Source organism: Enterococcus sp. GPZ-007 (genome assembly GCF_059374735.1).
The window spans coordinates 205741-224024 of record NZ_JCAFYN010000001.1 but is presented as its reverse complement, the minus strand read 5'-3'; the positions used below and the strand labels follow the sequence as shown (position 1 = coordinate 224024).

Genomic DNA, 18284 nt, shown 5'->3' with positions numbered 1-18284 from the left:
CGCAGATGGTATTATGCGTAAAAAATAAAAAGGGGTTGAAGTAAATGGGATGGTGGCAAGAAGCAATCGCAGCAGCGAAGAGAAATGATCCGGCAGTTAGGACAGGCGTAGAAGTCGTACTTACATATCCAGGTGTGCATGCATTATTTTTCCATAGAATCTCACATTTTCTTTATCGGCACCACTGGTTTTTGTTGGCACGGATTCATTCGCAATTTTGGCGATTTTTAACGGGTATTGAGATTCATCCCGGAGCCAAAATCGCTCCTGGTGTTTTTATCGATCACGGAATGGGTGTCGTGATTGGTGAAACGGCAGAAGTGGAGCGAGATGTTGTTTTGTTTCATGGGGTGACGCTAGGCGGAACGGGAAAGGACACTGGAAAACGACATCCAACGGTACGTCAAGGTGCCTTTATTTCGGCGAATGCGCAGATCTTAGGACCAATTGAAATCGGCGCAGGAAGTAAAATCGGCGCAGGTGCGGTAGTATTAAAGGATATCCCGGCCGACGCGACTGCTGTTGGTGTACCAGCAAAAGTAGCAAGATTACATGGAAAGAAGGTTCAACATGATTAAAATACACAACACACTGACACGAGAAAAAGAGATATTCAAACCAATTGAAGAGAACAAAGTCCGAATGTATGTCTGCGGACCAACGGTTTACAATTATATCCATATCGGCAACGCCCGCAGTACGATCGCATTTGATGTGATCCGCCGTTATTTTGAATACCGCGGTTACGAGGTGAATTATGTCTCGAACTTTACTGACGTTGATGACAAAATCATCAAAGCGGCGAAGGAGTTATCAATTACAGCGCCAGAAGTAGCGGATCGTTTTATCGCAGCCTTTGAAGAAGATACTGCGGCATTGAATGTGAAGCCGGCGACGCTGCATCCGCGAGTAATCAATCATATTCCAGATATCTTAAGCTTTATTGAGACATTGATTGAAAAAGGCTATGCCTATGAAGCAGAAGGCGATGTCTATTATCGCACCCGGAAGTTTGAACATTATGGGGAGCTAAGTGATCAGTCGATCGATGAACTAGAAGTAGGTGCTAGTCAAAGAACGGGTGCAGAGCAGGCGATTAAGGAAGACCCCTTGGATTTTGCATTATGGAAAAGCGCGAAGCCCGATGAAATATTTTGGGAGTCTCCTTGGGGCAAAGGACGTCCAGGCTGGCATATCGAGTGCTCAGTCATGGCAACGAAACATTTAGGCGACACCATTGATATTCATGGTGGTGGACAAGACTTGGAGTTTCCTCATCATGAAAACGAGATTGCCCAAAGTGAAGCGAAAACTGGTCAGCGTTTTGCGAACTATTGGATGCATAACGGCTATGTTACGATCGGTGAAGATGACGCGAAAATGAGTAAGTCGCTAGGAAACTTTGTAACGGTGCACGATATGGTTAAAGAGATTGATCCGCAAATTTTGCGTTTCTTTATGGCAACTACTCAATACCGTCGCCCAATCCGTTACAGCGAAGCGACTATGAAAGATGCTCAAGCCAATCTACAAAAACTACGTACAGCCTTTGAAAATACGACCTTCCGCCAAACAACGGCTGAGGCTGAACTAGCCGATGATCAAGAAAAAATCGTTGAAATACAGGCACTGAAGGATCGTTTTATCGAAGAGATGGACGACGACTTTAATGCGGCAAACGGGATCACGGTTGTTTATGAATTGGCGAAATGGCTGAATAGCTATAGCGAACAAGAAAAAGTTTCGACAGTAGTTATCGCTTCTGCATTAGAAGAATTTACGAAGATGCTGAACGTTTTTGGGATTGAATTCCAAACAGCTGGCTTATTAGATGAAGAAATCGACCAATTAATCGAAGAACGCAATCAAGCACGGAAAGATAAAAACTTTGCCCGCAGCGATGAGATCCGTGACCAATTAAAAGAACAAGGAATCATTTTAGAAGACACCCCGCAAGGCGTCCGTTGGAGACGAGCATAATGGCAGATTATAAACAATTAAACGCGTTGGCTCTCGCTTATGTAGGCGACGCAATCTATGAAACGTACGTGCGGGATTATCTTGTTCGTCAAGGGCAAACGCGCCCAAATAAACTACATCACATGGCGACCCATTATGTTTCTGCCAAGGCTCAAGCAACGCTGATCCAAAAAATGATCGATGATGGTATGCTGTCAGAAGAAGAAGAAGGTATCTATCGGCGAGGACGTAATGCCAAAAGCTATACCTCAGCCAAAAATACCGACATCATGACCTATCGTATGTCGACTGGATTCGAAGCATTGATGGGGTATCTGCATTTATTGGAACGACAAGAGCGATTGGAAGAATTGATCATGTGGTGTTTAGAGAAAGCGGGTGAAATGAATGAAGGATAAGAAACAGCGTCGAGGCAATGATCGACGGAATCAGCGGAACAACGATCGATCTAAAGACCGCCGTAAAGAAAAAGAAATTGAAGCAATTGAATCAGAAGAAAACAATTTTGTCTTCGGGCATCATGCCAGCGTCGAAGCGCTTCAGGCTGGCCGAGGAAATAAGTTATTCATGCAAGAGGACGCTCATGGTGACAAGATCGATCAGCTGAAAAGCTTGGCTAAGGAACAAGCAGTTCCTGTCAAATGGGTTCCCAAACAAAAACTGGATACATTGAGCGACGGTGGTGTTCATCAAGGGATCGTTCTAGGGATCACACCTTATGAGTACTTGACTTTAGATGACTTAATGGCAAAAACGACATCAGAAGAAGCCCCATTTTTACTGATTTTAGACAGCTTGGAAGATCCTCATAATTTTGGATCGATCTTACGGACAGCGGATGCCAGTGGTGTATCAGGAGTGATTATTCCAAAGCATCGGTCAGTCGGCATCACACCCGTCGTAACGAAAGCTTCAACAGGTGCTGTGGAATATGTACCAATCGCCCGAGTGACGAACTTGGCTCAGAGCATCAAGCAGCTAAAAGAGGCTGGCTATTGGATCTTTGGAACGGATATGGCAGGAACTGATTATCGTCAGTGGAAGGTCTCTGGTCCAATTGCGTTGATTATTGGCAATGAGGGGAAAGGGATGAGTGTCGGCTTGAAAAAGGAAGTCGATGAGATGTTGACGATCCCTATGACAGGACATGTCCAAAGTCTGAATGCAGGAGTTGCAGCTGGCTTATTAATGTACGAAGTCTTCCGAAAGCGAAGTGATTCGTAATGAAAAAACAGCTATTGATCGTTGATGGATATAATATGATCGGCGCGTGGCCTGAATTAACGTTACTGAAAAATCAGGATCGTCTAGAAGAAGCACGGGAAGCTCTGCTATTTCGCTTGTCGAACTTCGCTAAGTACCAAGGATTAGAAACGATCGTTGTATTTGATGCACAATTTGTTCCAGGAATCACTCAAAGCTATCAGAAATACCAGCTGACAGTCGTCTTTACTAAAGAAGATGAAACGGCCGATAGCTATATTGAGCGGATCGCTGGCGAATTGAATGACCGTCTGACCCAAGTAACTGTAGCAACTAGCGATTTGGCTGAACAATGGACGATTTTTTCCCAAGGAGCGCTGCGAACATCCGCGCGCGAGTTGTATAAAACCGTCCAGCAAACCGAAGCATTAATTTCAGGGGATACAAAAGATACGCATTTTCAAAATTTTCGACGCAATTCTCCCTGGAATAATGAACAATTGCAAAAATTGTCGCAAAAACTGGACGAATTAAGCCAAAAAAAATAAATCGACTGTCGACATCCCTCTCTTCCTAACAAAGCGTGTATGCTTTTAGGTGTTGAGAGGGGTGTTTAATTTGGAAGATGTAACGCGTATGAAAGAAATTGATGGTTCTGATTTTGAAGAAATGTTTAGTCAATATTTACCCATAGTTTACAACATGTATTCTCGTTACTCGATTCGTGATTTTGATTTTGATGATTGGCTGCAAGAGGGTCGGATCGCTCTGGACAGTGCACTAAAAAGTTACCGTAAGGGGCATGGGACGACGTTTGGTTTATATTACAAGATGGTTTTTGAGAATCGCATTCGTTCTATTTTACGTCGCCAGAAAGCAAAAAAACGTTGGGCTCAACAACAAGCTGTCTCAATTGAAAAGGTCGGTGTCGAAGCCTTCAGCGAACAGTGCCAATACCATGAGTATATGGATGAAAACTTATATATTAGCGAGCTACTGTTGGCAGGTGAGATTCCATTTTCTTCGTTAGAAAATCGCTCATTGTATTACTATTTACAGGGGGAGGATCCCTTTATGATCGCGGAACACTTGGATGAAACAGAAAAGGCGATCAATAACGCATTAAATCGCGCCAAAAATAAAATAAAGAAAAAAATATCTAATTGAACACACAATTTTCTGCACTTCCGGTCATTTTAGCGAGTAAGAGTTTGCATTTTTTTTTATCTTATGATAACATTGAAAAGTTTTAGTTTTGTGCTATAATATATCTTGAGGTGAACTGTATGCCAACAACTTTAGCGTCTATCAAGAAAAACTTGGAAGACCGGATTGGTGCTCCAATCATGCTTGTAGCTCAGACGGGACGCAAGCGCCAAACGCAACGTAAAGGTATTCTTACCGAGACTTATCCTTCCGTATTCGTCGTTGATTTGGACCCAGAAGAAAATTCTTTCGAACGTGTTTCATACAGCTATTCCGATGTATTGACTCGCACAGTAGAGATCGAATTTTTATCAGAAGCAATTTAAAAACCATGGAGCATTTGCTCCATGGTTTTTATTTTTACCTGTTAGGCTTTTTGTAGTTTGTCGCGCTTTTGCTTAAAAAAGTAACGGATATAAACTAGTTGTCTTCATGTTTGATCTTGTTTTGCTCGATCAAAAGATCGCGAATGTCAGCTAAATAATCTTCAGCTGTTGGTACAGCCATCTCTGGTACAGCAGCTTCCTCTTCTGGTTTTGCTTTTTTTGCTTTGTTGGCTGCTTTAACAATCAAGAACAGGACGAAACCTGTAATAACAAAGGTGATCAATGCACTGACGACATCGCCAAAAGCAAAGGTTACACCTTTTACAGGGCTCCAGTCTAAGATCGACATCGCTTCGTTCAAATCTTTTCCATTAGTGAATAATGAAACGATCAGACCTACAAGAGGAGTGATCAGTCCATTTACTACATTCGTTACAATCGCAGTAAATGCAGAACCGATTACTACACCAACAGCAAGATCGAGGACATTGCCCCGCATTAGAAATTCCTTAAATTCTTTAATCATAATGACACTCCTCATATTAATGTATTAATTTTTTCTCCAGAAAAAAATCGTTCGATGCTCAATTCGTATGCCAAGCTACTAACTGTTTCTACTCACAGATTAAGTCAAACGAGCAGAGCTGGCATTCTCTAAGCTACCTCTAATTTCAGTATAGCGAAAGAAGAAAAAAATTTGAAATAAAACAAACTGTGGGCTAAGGTTGATTCCAGTCCTTAGGCAGTGCCTGTGCTATAATTAGCCTTAATGATAAGACAAAGGAGCTTAGCGATGATCGAATTAAAAAAAGGCGTGCGTCTGCACGTGATCGCGACCAAGAAATACAAAACGATTCAAATCTACGGGCGATTTACCACCCGTTTAACCAAAGAAATTATGACTAAACGAGCCCTTTTGGCGAACCTGTTGGAGACCAATTCTTTACGCTATTCCGACCAGACCAAATTAAGTGGACAATTGGCGGAGCTTTATGGTGCCAGCTTTGGTCTAAATGTTGGACGCAAAGGAAACCTGCATTGGCTGGACATCGGTCTTGGCGTCGTTAATGGAAAATATGTGAATGATCCGACCCTTTTACCTTCAGCAATGGATTTTTTGAGGGAAGTGTTATTCTATCCAAATATCCACGATGGAAAATTTGATGAACAGACGTTCCAATTGGAAAAAGAAAATCTGCAAAGCTATATCGAGACTTTGCATGAGGACAAGCAGACGATGGCTTCCTTAAAGATCAAAGAGACTTATTTCACGGACGAAGCGCAAAAATTCCCAAGCTTTGGGACGGTTGCAGATTTGGAAGGTGAGACAAATGAAGGGCTGGCAGCTTATTATCACGAGATGATTACACAAGATCAAGTCGACCTGTTTGTGATCGGGGATGTAGAAGAAGCTGAAATGACAGATTTATTCAAGCAGCTACCGTTTACAGATCGCGAAGAAAGCTTCCCAGCGATCTACTATTATCAAGTCAATGACAATGTGATTCGGGAACAGCAAGTACAGGAAACTGTGACACAAGGAAAGTTGAACCTTGCCTATGCCACGGATATTTACTATGAAGATATTGATCGTTTTGCTTTGTTAGTTTTCAATGGTTTATTCGGCGGCTTTCCCCATTCGAAACTCTTTATGAATGTACGGGAAAAAGCGGGCTTGGCATATTATGCCTCCAGTTCATTCGATACTTTCCGTGGGTATTTACAGGTACAGACGGGGATCAATAGTGATAACCGGGAAAAGGTCCTGCATTTGATTAATGAACAGCTGTTGGAGCTGCAGGCGGGCAATTTTACAGAGTTGGCTTTCCAGCAAACCAAAGCGATGTTGAAAAATCATTATTTACTTGGCTTGGACAGCATGCAAAATACGATTGAGACGACTTACTTGGCGCAATGGCTGCCGCAAAGTAAACTAACAGACGAAGAATGGCTGAGGCGCTTGGCGGCGGTGACACCGAAAGATGTCCAAAAAGTCGCGAAGAAAATTCGTCTGCAAGCGATCTTCTTCTTAGATGGAGGGCAGCAGAATGGATAAATTAGCATATCAAAAAATCAATGAGACCTTATATAAAGAGGTATTACCAAACGGCTTAACGGTCTACTTGCTGCCGAAAGCAGGGTATCACAAGACATACGGTCTATTCAGCACGAATTATGGATCGATCGACAATGAGTTTGTCCCTCGTGGTGGTACCGACTACATCAAAGTTCCTGACGGAATTGCCCACTTTTTAGAACACAAGATGTTCGAAAAAGAAGATGGGGATGTTTTCCAAAAATTTGGTGAACAAGGAGCCTCGGCAAATGCCTTCACGAGCTTCACTCGGACCAGCTACCTGTTTTCTACTACAGATCAGCTGGAATTAAACTTGGCAACCTTACTGGATTTTGTTCAAGAACCTTATTTTACCGAAGAATCTGTGCAAAAAGAGCAGGGGATCATTGGTCAAGAGATCCAAATGTATCAGGACGATCCAAGCTGGCAGCAGTTTTTCGCGATTCTTAAAAATATGTATCCGAAACATCCGCTGCATATCGATATCGCGGGAACGATCGATTCGATCGCTGAGATCACGGCTGAGGATCTGTATACGTGCTACAATACGTTCTATCATCCAAGCAACATGACGTTGTTTGTTGTAGGAAATTTGGAGCCTGAAGCTTTAATGGAGTTCATTCGTGAAAATCAAGCTACGAAAACATTTGAAGCTCCAGAACCGATTCAGCGTCGTTTTCCGACTGAAACACCAGAAGAAATCATCAAGCTAAGCGAAGAAAAAATGCCGATTACGATGCCAAAAGCTATCGTTGGAGTCAAAGGTTTAGCTGAATTGCCAGCTGATGATAAAGAGCGTCTAATCTTCAAGGTTTCGATGGACCTGCTATTCCAAATGCTTGTTGGGACCACATCGCAGAATTATTTGCGCTTATACAATGAAGGCCTGTTGGATGATAGCTTCGGCTATGAATTTTCACTAGATCGCAGCTTCTATTTTGCGGATTTCGGTGGCGACAGCGAAGAACCGCAAAAACTGGCAGATCGTTTAACGGAGATTTTGCTGCATTTCGACAGTGATCCAGAGGTCAACGAGAAAAATCTCGTTTTACTGAAGAAAAAAATGCTAGGCAAATATTTCCAATCACTAAATTCACTCGAATATGTCGCCAATCAATTCACGCAATCATTATTTGGGGAATGGACCCTATTCGATATGCCGGAAATCATTCAAGGAATCGAACTAGCTGATGTTTTGGAAGCCGGGAAACTATTTATAAAAGAAGAGGGCTTCACTCGTTTTTATATGGAAAAGGACGAATAAGTTCCTCTAGATTCGGAAATTGTAAGTTAGCTTTACGCAGTTAATCAGTCTGCTAATCTTACTCAGATTAGATTAGCAGAGTTTTTTTGAGATTTTAGGCTAGAAAAAGCCATATATTCAGATGAAATAGGAGACATCAAATGCCTTATGCTTTAGTAATGGGTGCCAGTGGAGATATCGGTCAAGCGGTTTGCGAAAAATTGGCGGATCAAGGCTGGTCTCTCTACTGCCACTATAATCAGCAAAAAGAAAAAGTTTTAAATTTCGTTTCAGACTTACAGAAACGTTATCCTCAGCAAGATTTTTTTATGGTATCCTTAGACATGTTGAAGGAAGAGGAGATTCCTAACTTCCTAGACCAATTATTCCAAGTAGACGGAATCGTCTTTGCTTCAGGATTTACTTTCTATGAGTTGCTTCCAGAAACAAAAGCCAATCAAATGGAAGCCTTATGGCAGGTCCATTTGAAGACACCGCTGCTCCTACTGCAGGGACTGCAGGAGAAATTAGCCCAGAACAGTAATGGACGCGTCGTATTTATCGGCTCAGTCTATGGTCATCGCGGCAGCAGTATGGAGACGGTTTACAGCGCGGTAAAAGGCGCGCAAGAAGCCTTTGCAAAAGCGTATGCGAAGGAAGTTGCGACTTTAGGGATTACAGTCAACGTGGTAGCACCAGGAGCTGTTCAAACTAAAATGAATAATAATTGGAATCCGCATGAGTTAGCAGAATTAAAAGCGGAGATTCCTTTAGGTCGTTTGGCTGACCCAATAGAGATCGCGGCAGCCTGCACATATTTATTTTCAAAAGAAGCCAGCTATACAACCGGCATCGTTTTACCTGTCACCGGCGGCTGGATGGAATAGAATCGGAACGGATATCGTTCCATAATTACGAATTAGGGGTAGAGAATCAAGTGGCTAGTATTAATATTGGAGAAACGTTACGCAAAGCCCGTATCGATAAAAAAATTAGTTTAGATGAGCTGCAGCAACGCACCAAAATCCAAAAACGTTATTTGCTGGCGATTGAAGAAAATGATTTTCAAGAGCTGCCCAGCGATTATTATTTGCGGACGTTTATTCGACAATATGCTGATGAGGTAAAACTTGACGGCAATCATTTGCTCGATGTATTGGATGGGAAGGATCGGCCGTTGCCAACGTATCCTGAACTGGAAACCGTCGATGGGCTGAGAAAAAATAAACATGCTGAAAGTCCCACTCGGGCCCGTTTTAGAGCAACGCTTCCTATGGTTCTCTTAGGGTTGGTGGCATTGGCAATTATCTCGGTAGTAGGGTATATGACTTGGCTGGATCACCAAGAAACTGCAATTATTCCAGAAAATAGTTCCGTTCAAGTCGAACGATCAGATGTCTCATCATCAGCACCGGAAAAGGTTTCGTCGTCTCAACCGAAACCAACGACGGAATCATCAAAAAAACCAGAAAAACCGAAAATGGCACTTGCGATGGAAAATAACACGACAAATGCAGCAACGATGAAAGTTGATCAGGCAGAGAAACCGTTAAAAATCACCTTCACTGCCAAAGAACGCGTCTGGATCGGCGTACGAGTAAACGGGGCTTGGACCTATGAGAAAACACTGAATCCAGGAGAAACCGAGACCACCGAATTAGCGGCTGATACTGCTCAAGCAATCATTACGATTGGTATGGCAAAATACGCTGAGATCAAAGTCAATGATCAAGTTCTTGACTTCCAACCGGGAGAGTCGTTATTACAGAAGAACGTGACACTGAATATCGCCTATGCATCTTAGCCGCGGACTTAAATCAAATTAGGAGGAATCAACAATGAATTTACCAAATAAATTGACTGTCATCCGGATCTTTATGATCCCATTGTTTATGGTCGTTGTTCTAGCCCCGTGGGATTGGGGGACGCTACAAGTCGGAGATACCAGCTTAGCCGTCACACAGTTAGTAGGAGCAATCATTTTCGCAATTGCCAGCTATACTGATCATTTGGACGGCAAGATCGCTCGTCGCGATGGCTTGGTCACCAATTTTGGGAAATTTGCCGATCCGTTAGCGGATAAAATGCTCGTAATGACAGCCTTTATTATTCTAGTTGAGCAAGGCAAAGCACCTTCTTGGGTGATTGCTATTATTGTTTGTCGCGAGTTAGCGGTGACTGGACTGCGTCTGCTGATCGTCGAACAAGGCGGTGGCGTGATGGCGGCGGCCATGCCAGGAAAAATCAAGACGACGACACAAATGGTGGGAATCGTCCTACTATATCTAAACAATGTACCCTTTAACTTCATCGGTATTCCGATGGATCAAATCATGTTGTATGTCTGCTTATTCTTCACTGTCTATTCAGGCTATGACTATTTTGCTAAAAACACTGCGATCTTCAAAGGATCAATGTAAGAAAACAATCAAAAAAACGATCAGTACGGTATGAAAATCTATCGTTCTGATCGTTTTTTCTGTTATAGTTGAGGAAAAATGGCGTATCTTAGAAAGAAGAGGAACAAATGAGAGCAGAAATTATTGCTGTAGGAACAGAACTTTTATTGGGACAAGTCGTGAATACCAATGCGACATTCTTATCAGAAAAACTAGCAGATATGGGAATCGAGGTGTATTTTCACACGGTTGTAGGTGATAACCCGCAGCGATTAGAGGAATTGCTTCAACTGGCAGATACTCGCAGTGACCTGATCATCTTGTGCGGGGGGTTAGGACCAACGGATGATGATCTAACCAAAAATGTTCTAGCTGATCATGTGGGCGTACCGCTAGTCCAAAATCAGGAAGGATTAGAAGCATTAAACAGCTTTTTCGCGCAGCGTCAAAGTACTATGACGCCGAATAATTTACGACAAGTCGAAACGTTACAAGATGGTATCCCATTGCCGAACCGCACAGGATTAGCGATTGGCTGTTTGTATAAAGGCGAAAAGAACAATTATATTCTTTTGCCTGGACCACCAAGTGAGTTGAAGCCAATGTTCTTAGAACAAGCCCGTCCATTATTGGAAAAGGAATTTCCGACTTCAGAAAAATTGACTTCCCGTGTGCTGCGTTTCTTCGGCATTGGCGAATCGAAATTAGTGACCGATCTGGCAGAGATGATCGAGCATCAGTCAAATCCGACGATCGCTCCTTATGCGAAGCCAAATGAGGTAACTTTACGCATCACGGCGAAGACTGAAGATGAAGTCTCAGCCAATGCCTTGTTAGATCAGACAGAAGCGGAGATTCTGGCGAAAGTCGGTGAATTCTTCTATGGCTACGGCGAAGAAAATAGTTTGGTCGAAGTCGTAGTAGATTTGCTGAAGGAAAAGAATTTAACTATTACAGCAGCAGAAAGCTTGACTGCTGGCGAATTCCAAGCGACATTAGGCACGATCCCTGGCGTCTCTGAGGTGTTTCCTGGCGGATTTGTTACTTATTCCAAGGCAACCAAAGCAAGCTTCCTAGGCATCGATTCAGCGCTTTTAGAACGTGTGGGGGTTGTTAGTGAAGAGTGTGCGAAGGAAATGGCAGAAGCAGCGCTGCGTTTAGCAAGAACAGATTTTGCCTTGTCCTTTACAGGTGTTGCGGGTCCAGATGAACTAGAAGGCAAACCCAAAGGAACTGTTTATATCGCGTTAGCTCAAAAGAACGGGGAGACGCTTATCAGTGAAAACCATTTTACACGCGACCGTGCGTATGTCCGTCACAGCTCAGTGATGAAGGGCTTAGACATGGTGCGCCGCGCAATTCTAAACAAAAATTAAAAATGCGAATGTTTGTTCGTTTTTTGCTTGCTTTTTTGATTTCAAACCGATAAACTAGGGATATTGAAAAAGCAATAATGATGTGGAAGCATATTGATTATAGGAAATAGGGAGGATCAGCTATTGGCAAATGATCGCAAAGCAGCCTTAGACGCTGCAATGAAGAAGATTGAAAAGAATTACGGTAAAGGCTCGATCATGAAATTAGGGGAAAAGGTCGATCAACAAATCTCAACGATTCCAAGTGGCTCTTTGGCATTGGACGTTGCGCTAGGTGTTGGCGGATACCCTCGTGGACGGATCATTGAAGTATACGGTCCAGAAAGTTCTGGTAAAACAACAGTTGCATTGCACGCCATCGCAGAGGTTCAAAAACATGGCGGAACAGCAGCCTTTATTGATGCTGAGCATGCGTTAGATCCTCAATATGCAGCTCGTTTAGGCGTAAATATCGATGAATTACTATTATCACAACCAGATACTGGTGAACAAGGGTTAGAAATTGCGGATGCCTTGGTTTCAAGTGGTGCGGTTGATATCATCGTTATCGACTCAGTAGCAGCGTTAGTCCCTCGGGCCGAAATTGATGGTGAAATGGGTGATGCTCACGTAGGTTTGCAGGCTCGTTTGATGTCGCAAGCATTACGTAAACTATCAGGATCGATCAATAAAACGAAGACGATTGCGGTCTTTATCAACCAAATTCGTGAAAAAGTCGGCGTTATGTTCGGTAATCCGGAAACAACTCCTGGTGGACGCGCATTGAAATTCTACGCAACGGTTCGTTTAGAAGTACGCCGTGCGGAACAATTGAAAAACGGTACAGATATCGTTGGTAACCGTACGAAGATCAAAGTCGTTAAAAACAAAGTTGCGCCACCATTCAAAGTGGCTGAGGTCGACATTATGTACGGCTTCGGGATCTCGCAAGAAGGTGAACTGCTAGATATGGCTGTTGAACAAGACATCATCGATAAGAGCGGTGCTTGGTACGGTTACAAGGAAGATCGGATCGGTCAAGGGCGCGAGAATGCCAAGAAGTATTTGGCTGATCATCCAGAAATGATGGCAGAAGTTGCAACACGTGTCCGCGCAGCTTACGGCATTGGAGAAGAAGGCGATGTGACTGATGCTGAAGAAGCAGGTCAAGAAGAATTGCCTTTAGACGAATAAAAAACAAAGCGACACTAATGACAGTGGGTATTTGCCTAGTCATTAGTGTTTTTTTGTGCCTTATTTTAGAAGGAATCGAAGCGCTTTACTGCTTTGTCTGACAAAAGATAAATAAAGTTGACACGCTATCGGACAAACATTAGAATAAAGTTGTGTGACTCTCACACATATGCAAGTAGGCATATTGATAATTTGACATTCGTTTATCAAAAAACTACAGATAGGTAAATAAGATAGTACGGAGGTGGATTTAATGTTAGTTCCTATTCTCCTCGCTATCATCGGTTTAATTGTCGGTCTTGGTTTGGGTTTCATGGTCGCAAAAGCACGCCATGAAAAAGAAATTGATGGGGCACAAAACACAGCAAGAGGGATCATTACGCATGCTAATAAAGAAGCGGAGACCTTGAAGAAAGAAGCTTTGTTGGAAGCCAAGGAAGAAAACCAGCAGTATCGCGCACAAGTTGAAAGTGAGTTGAAAGAAAGCAGACAAGAGTTAAAATCACAAGAAAATCGCTTGCTTCAAAGAGAACAGACTTTAGATCGTAAAGATGATTCTTTAGAGAAGCGTGAGCACTCACTGGAAGAAAAAGAAACAAAGATCAGTGCTAGACAGCAATTAATTGACGAGCGAGAAAAAGATGTAGAACAACTAATTAATGAACAACAAACAAAATTGGAACAAGTTGCTTCTTTAACGAGAGATGAAGCGAAAGAAGTAATTATGAAGACGACCGAAGAGGAATTGAACCATGAGTTAACGGTTATGGTCAAGGAATCTGAACAACGTGCTAAAGAAGAAGCTGATCGCAAAGCGAAAAATCTATTGGCGATGGCGATTCAACGTTGCGGCGCCGACGCTGTTTCTGAAACGACTGTTTCGGTAGTGACATTGCCAAATGATGAGATGAAAGGTCGCATCATTGGACGTGAAGGTCGGAATATTCGGACGTTGGAAACACTAACGGGAATTGATTTAATTATCGACGATACGCCAGAAGCAGTCGTTTTATCCGGTTTTGATCCAATCAGACGGGAAATTGCCCGGATGACGTTAGAGAAATTGATTCAGGATGGTCGGATTCATCCGGCTCGGATCGAAGAAATGGTTGAAAAATCTCGCAAAGAAATGGATGAACGTATTCGCGAATACGGGGAACAGGCAGCCTTTGAAGTTGGTGCTCATACCCTGCATCCAGATTTGATCAAGATTTTGGGACGTTTGCATTTCAGAACCAGCTATGGTCAAAATGTCTTAAATCACTCGATCGAAGTTGCCAAATTGACCGGTGTTTTAGCTGCAGAGCTAGGCGAAAATGTTCAGTTAGCGCAACGCGCAGGATTGCTTCATGATATCGGTAAAGCGTTAGACCATGAGATCGAAGGATCCCACGTCGAGATCGGCGCAGAACTTGCCGCTAAATATCGTGAAAATCCAGTCGTAATCAACGCGATCGCCTCTCACCATGGAGATACGGAAGCAACTTCAGTAATCTCTGTTTTAGTAGCCGCTGCCGATGCAGTGTCAGCCGCTAGACCAGGTGCACGAAGCGAATCATTAGAAAATTATATTCGTCGTTTAGAAAACTTGGAAAATATTTCAAATAGTTTTGATGGCGTTGATTCAAGCTTCGCTGTTCAAGCTGGACGTGAAGTACGTGTCATGGTTAAACCAGAAGAAATCTCTGATTTAGATTCCGTTCGTTTAGTTCGCGACATCCGTCGCAAGATCGAAGACGAACTGGACTACCCAGGACATATCAAAGTCGTCGTGATTCGTGAAACACGCGCAACCGATTATGCAAAATAACAAAAAAGCCTCATTACGAGGCTTTTTTGTTTTTGCGAGTTACGCTTTTCGCAGTTTGTTAGGAACGCGAATATTTGTTAGTTTTTTTTACTAAACAATGATCGGGCTGTTTAGCGGAATCGTATGCGTAGTGAAAATAAAACTCATTTTTCCGCTTTTTGGAAAAATGAATACATAAAAAGAGTTAGCCGCCAGTCCATCTTTTCGCAGTTTCTCAAAGGTGGAGAGTCTATACTAAACTGTTCAATCCGTTATTAATAGTGAAGCGTAGTTGGATGGTTCATGCACGAAAACAGGTTCATTTCTAACCGAATCAAATAACAATTCCTTTTTTAAGGGAATCATAAATTTAAAAGGATAGCTTCATAACAAGAATTCATTTAAAATAGAGTACAAGAAAAGAAAGAATGGGAGTAGTAGGATGACGACTATCAGCCGCTGGTTCAAACGGCATGCCACCTTGCTCAAAATCATCTTCTTCGGGGTCGTCTTATTTTTCGTAGCGAATCAAGTGAAAAATATCGCCCATGGGATGAGCTGGCAGACTGTTTGGCAAACGATCAAACAACAAGAACAAATCGAATTATTAGGTATGTTGGGGATCGGCCTATGCGGAGTTCTGCCCATGCTTTTATACGATCATGTAGCGATCACGACACTTGAAGCAGCGGGGCGCCCCCGCATGAATTTTAGAGAGTGGCTGGTTTCTGCTTGGACCACCAATACGATCAATAATTTAGCCGGTTTTGGTGGGGTAGTAGGAGTGAGTTTGCGGTCAAGTTTTTATGGAAAAGGAATGGAGAAGAAAAAAGTATTGGCTGTGATTTCCAAGATCGCCATCTTTATGTTGGCAGGACTTTCAATCATGGCGTTTGTTACCTCTTTGGATTTGATCTTCTTTCGAACACAAAATCCCTTTGTCCGTTATCGCTTTTGGTTACTAGCGGGGGGAGCCTATGCACCAATCCTGTTTGGCTTTGTCTATGCCCGCCGAAGGACGATTTTTAAAGAATTTCGTTTGAAACAAATTTTTGAATTATATTTAGCTTCATTAGGTCAATGGTTGGGAGCTCTGCTAGTTTTCCTAATGGTCGGCTATCTGATGGGCACGAAATTGAATATCGGGGATATCTACCCGATGTTTGTGATTGCGACAGGCTTAGGAATGCTGACGATGGTACCCGGAGGAGCCGGAACCTTTGACGTTATGATGATTCTAGGACTGGGACATCTTGGATTGAATCAAAGCACAGCGGTAGTCTGGATCTTGTTCTACCGGATCTTTTATTATCTAGTCCCATTTGTCACAGGTATCGTAATCTTTTTAACCAATACCAGTGTTAAAATGAATCGCTACTTTGACAATTTACCGCGTGTGCTTTCTCAAAAAGTTGCCCACGTCATTATGGTCAGTGCCGTTTACTTTGCAGGAATCATGATGATCCTATTATCTACGTTGACGAATTTGTCAAATATCAGCCGCTTATTCCAAGTGTTGCTGCCGTTCTCTTTCGATTTTCTAGATCAGACATTGAACTTATTGATTGGTTTCTTACTTTTGGGCTTTGCTCGAGGCATCTCGCAAAAAGTGAAAAAAGCTTTTTGGCCTACGATCCTATTATTAATTTTTGGGATCGTCAACACGGTAGCGCGTACGGCATCGGTTCGTTTAATCCTCGTTTATGTGGTGATTTTATTAATCGTTTGGATGTCGCGGCGAGAATTTTATCGCGAACGGTTCGTTTATTCATGGGGCGCATTGCTTTTTGACGGGATATTGTTTGGCTTGCTATTCATTTTCTATGCAGTTGCAGGTTATCACAGCGGCCAAATTTGGAGTACTGAACGTTTATCAGCGAAGTATTTTGCCTTTCCATCTGAAGAAATCTGGTTCTCCGGATTAGTTGGCTTGATCTTGTCGATTCTGTGTTTGGCAATCTTATATCAATACTTAACGCAAAGTGAGACCAAGTTAGGTGCTGCTTGGGATGAGAAGCGCTTCAATTATTTGATTAATCGTTATGGGGGCACGCCGGCTAGTCATTATCTGCGGGTCTCAGGGTATCAATATTTTTATTATCAAGAAAACGGCAATGATCAAAATATTTTCGGTTTTCAAGTACGAGCAAATAAGTGTTTTGTCTTAGGTGATCCTGTGGGAAATCCTGAAAAATGGAAAGCAGCGACGTTTGCCTTTATGGAACATGCCGATAAACTGGGCTATCAGCTAGCATTTTATAAAATTTCGGAGGACTATGTATTGCTTCTGCATGATCTAGGTTTTCATTTTGATAAGATCGGCGAGACCGGGGTCACTGATTTCACGCGCCATAAGCATGATGTCTTCTCTGACCGCTTCGAATTTAAACGTTTGACCAATGAGGGCTATCAATTTATCTATTTTGAAAAGTTACCGGAAGAGGTTTTCGATGAGCTGGAGGAAATTTCAGATGAATGGCTAAATGGTGAGAAGGAAAAATGTTTCTCTGTTGGACGTTTTGACCGTTCCTATATTGAAAAGAGCAATGTTGGGATCGCTCGCGATCCGCAAAATCGGATCGTCGGATTTATTACTGAACAGCCAGTCAACAAAGAAAGGGCCTCCTTTGATTTATTGCGTTTCCGAAATGATGTGCCGAATGAGTTGCCGACATTTCTGAAGCTACACTTGATGGATGAATTGAAGAGTCAAGGTTATTGTGAAGTGTATCAGGGAATGGCACCCTTGGCGAAAGTAGGGGAGACATCCTTTGCTTTCTTAGGTGAACGGATCATGAATTTGATCTATAAGTATGGTCATTCGATCTATGCTTTCCAACAGGTGGCAGAAGAAAAAACAGTTTATGTCGATCGTTGGCGGCCAAGGTATTTCGCCTATATGAAAGACAGCAGCTTCTTATTCTCAGCTGTGCAATTACTATTTCTGATTGGTCGCGGAAAAAATAAAGGCGTGACGATTTCGGAAGAAATGATCGAATTATAAAAGACGAGCCGCAACTGGGCTCGTCTTTTTCATGCAGGCAAAGGTTAATCGATCGTGATTTCTTTGCCTTTCTTTTCTTCGTAATCGGTTCTAGGGAGCTTCAAAGTGAGTACGCCATTTTCAAATTTCGCACTGATTTTTTCATCATCGATACTTTTTACCACGAATTGACGATGATAGGCACTGCTGGAACGTTCTCTGCGAACAAAACGACCATCGTCTTTGACTTCGTTTTCGCTGCTGTGTTCGGCATCAATCGAAAGAATCTCATTAGTATAGTTCACGGAAATTTCTGATTTTTCAAAACCTGGCAGGTCCGCTTTTACTTCGTAGTGATCATCTAAATCGCGAATATCTACATTCATTTTTCGGTCATCCCAAAACGTGTTCATCAGCTTGCCCACTAATTCTTCTCCACCAAACCAATCATTTTTCGGCAGTAGATTCATACCATATTCCTCCTAGTTTATAATAAATTACCTGTCAAACCTATCTCTCTCTTTAATGG

The 18284-nt window shown here is 42.5% G+C and carries 18 protein-coding genes; 16 read left to right on the top strand and 2 right to left on the bottom strand.

Annotated elements, in window-relative coordinates:
• The first annotated feature begins 44 nt into the window (after positions 1–44).
• From epsC to AC4J95_RS01020, 7 genes are all read left to right on the top strand, one after another.
• A complete protein-coding gene (gene epsC / locus AC4J95_RS01050) occupies positions 45–578 on the top strand; it encodes a serine O-acetyltransferase EpsC (protein WP_494548248.1) in 534 nt (177 codons plus the stop codon).
• Positions 571–1980, top strand: coding sequence for a cysteine--tRNA ligase (gene cysS / locus AC4J95_RS01045; protein ID WP_494548247.1), 1410 nt, complete (start codon positions 571–573; stop codon positions 1978–1980). The genes epsC and cysS overlap by 8 nt, the downstream gene beginning before the upstream one ends.
• Positions 1980–2378, top strand: a complete 399-nt coding sequence (locus AC4J95_RS01040) for a Mini-ribonuclease 3 (protein ID WP_316405495.1) — start codon at positions 1980–1982, stop codon at positions 2376–2378. The genes cysS and AC4J95_RS01040 overlap by 1 nt, the downstream gene beginning before the upstream one ends.
• Positions 2368–3204 (top strand): 23S rRNA (guanosine(2251)-2'-O)-methyltransferase RlmB, encoded by an 837-nt coding sequence (gene rlmB, locus AC4J95_RS01035; RefSeq protein ID WP_494548246.1) that lies wholly within the window; start codon positions 2368–2370, stop codon positions 3202–3204. Before AC4J95_RS01040 ends, rlmB begins: the two co-directional genes overlap by 11 nt.
• Entirely contained in the window at positions 3204–3731 is a 528-nt protein-coding gene (locus AC4J95_RS01030; protein WP_494548245.1) for an NYN domain-containing protein, read from the top strand. The genes rlmB and AC4J95_RS01030 overlap by 1 nt, the downstream gene beginning before the upstream one ends.
• A gap of 70 nt (positions 3732–3801) precedes the next feature.
• Positions 3802–4350: a sigma-70 family RNA polymerase sigma factor gene (locus tag AC4J95_RS01025; protein ID WP_494548244.1), complete on the top strand. Its 549-nt coding sequence runs from the start codon at positions 3802–3804 to the stop codon at positions 4348–4350.
• A gap of 119 nt (positions 4351–4469) precedes the next feature.
• Positions 4470–4715: a Veg family protein gene (locus AC4J95_RS01020; protein WP_316405491.1), complete on the top strand. Its 246-nt coding sequence runs from the start codon at positions 4470–4472 to the stop codon at positions 4713–4715.
• A gap of 94 nt (positions 4716–4809) precedes the next feature.
• Here the strand turns inward: AC4J95_RS01020 and mscL are convergent, their stop codons facing one another.
• The gene (mscL, locus tag AC4J95_RS01015) at positions 4810–5241 is read right to left on the bottom strand and encodes a large conductance mechanosensitive channel protein MscL (RefSeq protein ID WP_316405490.1); all 432 of its coding nucleotides are present in this window, start codon (positions 5239–5241) and stop codon (positions 4810–4812) included.
• Positions 5242–5508: 267 nt separating this feature from the next.
• On the opposite strand from mscL, the gene yfmF reads away from it, so the two are divergent.
• The 9 genes from yfmF to mprF all read left to right on the top strand — a co-directional run bounded on the left by yfmF (position 5509) and on the right by mprF (position 17776).
• Positions 5509–6771: an EF-P 5-aminopentanol modification-associated protein YfmF gene (gene yfmF, locus AC4J95_RS01010; protein WP_494548243.1), complete on the top strand. Its 1263-nt coding sequence runs from the start codon at positions 5509–5511 to the stop codon at positions 6769–6771.
• Positions 6764–8056, top strand: coding sequence for an EF-P 5-aminopentanol modification-associated protein YfmH (yfmH, locus tag AC4J95_RS01005; protein WP_494548242.1), 1293 nt, complete (start codon positions 6764–6766; stop codon positions 8054–8056). The genes yfmF and yfmH overlap by 8 nt, the downstream gene beginning before the upstream one ends.
• A 140-nt stretch (positions 8057–8196) precedes the next feature.
• Complete coding sequence (gene ymfI, locus AC4J95_RS01000) at positions 8197–8922, top strand: elongation factor P 5-aminopentanone reductase (protein WP_494548241.1); 726 nt, start codon at positions 8197–8199, stop codon at positions 8920–8922.
• Between the two features lie 50 nt (positions 8923–8972).
• The gene (locus AC4J95_RS00995) at positions 8973–9839 is read left to right on the top strand and encodes a RodZ domain-containing protein (protein WP_494548240.1); all 867 of its coding nucleotides are present in this window, start codon (positions 8973–8975) and stop codon (positions 9837–9839) included.
• 34 nt (positions 9840–9873) lie between these two features.
• The gene (pgsA, locus tag AC4J95_RS00990) at positions 9874–10455 is read left to right on the top strand and encodes a CDP-diacylglycerol--glycerol-3-phosphate 3-phosphatidyltransferase (RefSeq protein ID WP_316405485.1); all 582 of its coding nucleotides are present in this window, start codon (positions 9874–9876) and stop codon (positions 10453–10455) included.
• A 107-nt stretch (positions 10456–10562) separates the two neighbouring features.
• Complete coding sequence (locus AC4J95_RS00985) at positions 10563–11810, top strand: competence/damage-inducible protein A (protein ID WP_494548239.1); 1248 nt, start codon at positions 10563–10565, stop codon at positions 11808–11810.
• A 123-nt stretch (positions 11811–11933) separates the two neighbouring features.
• Entirely contained in the window at positions 11934–12983 is a 1050-nt protein-coding gene (recA, locus tag AC4J95_RS00980) for a recombinase RecA (protein WP_316405483.1), read from the top strand.
• 253 nt (positions 12984–13236) lie between these two features.
• Entirely contained in the window at positions 13237–14793 is a 1557-nt protein-coding gene (gene rny, locus AC4J95_RS00975; RefSeq protein WP_494548238.1) for a ribonuclease Y, read from the top strand.
• Positions 14794–15214: 421 nt separating this feature from the next.
• The gene (gene mprF / locus AC4J95_RS00970; protein WP_494548237.1) at positions 15215–17776 is read left to right on the top strand and encodes a bifunctional lysylphosphatidylglycerol flippase/synthetase MprF; all 2562 of its coding nucleotides are present in this window, start codon (positions 15215–15217) and stop codon (positions 17774–17776) included.
• 44 nt (positions 17777–17820) lie between these two features.
• On the opposite strand, the gene AC4J95_RS00965 is transcribed toward mprF, so the two are convergent.
• The gene (locus tag AC4J95_RS00965) at positions 17821–18225 is read right to left on the bottom strand and encodes an Hsp20/alpha crystallin family protein (protein WP_494548236.1); all 405 of its coding nucleotides are present in this window, start codon (positions 18223–18225) and stop codon (positions 17821–17823) included.
• Positions 18226–18284: the final 59 nt, after the last annotated feature.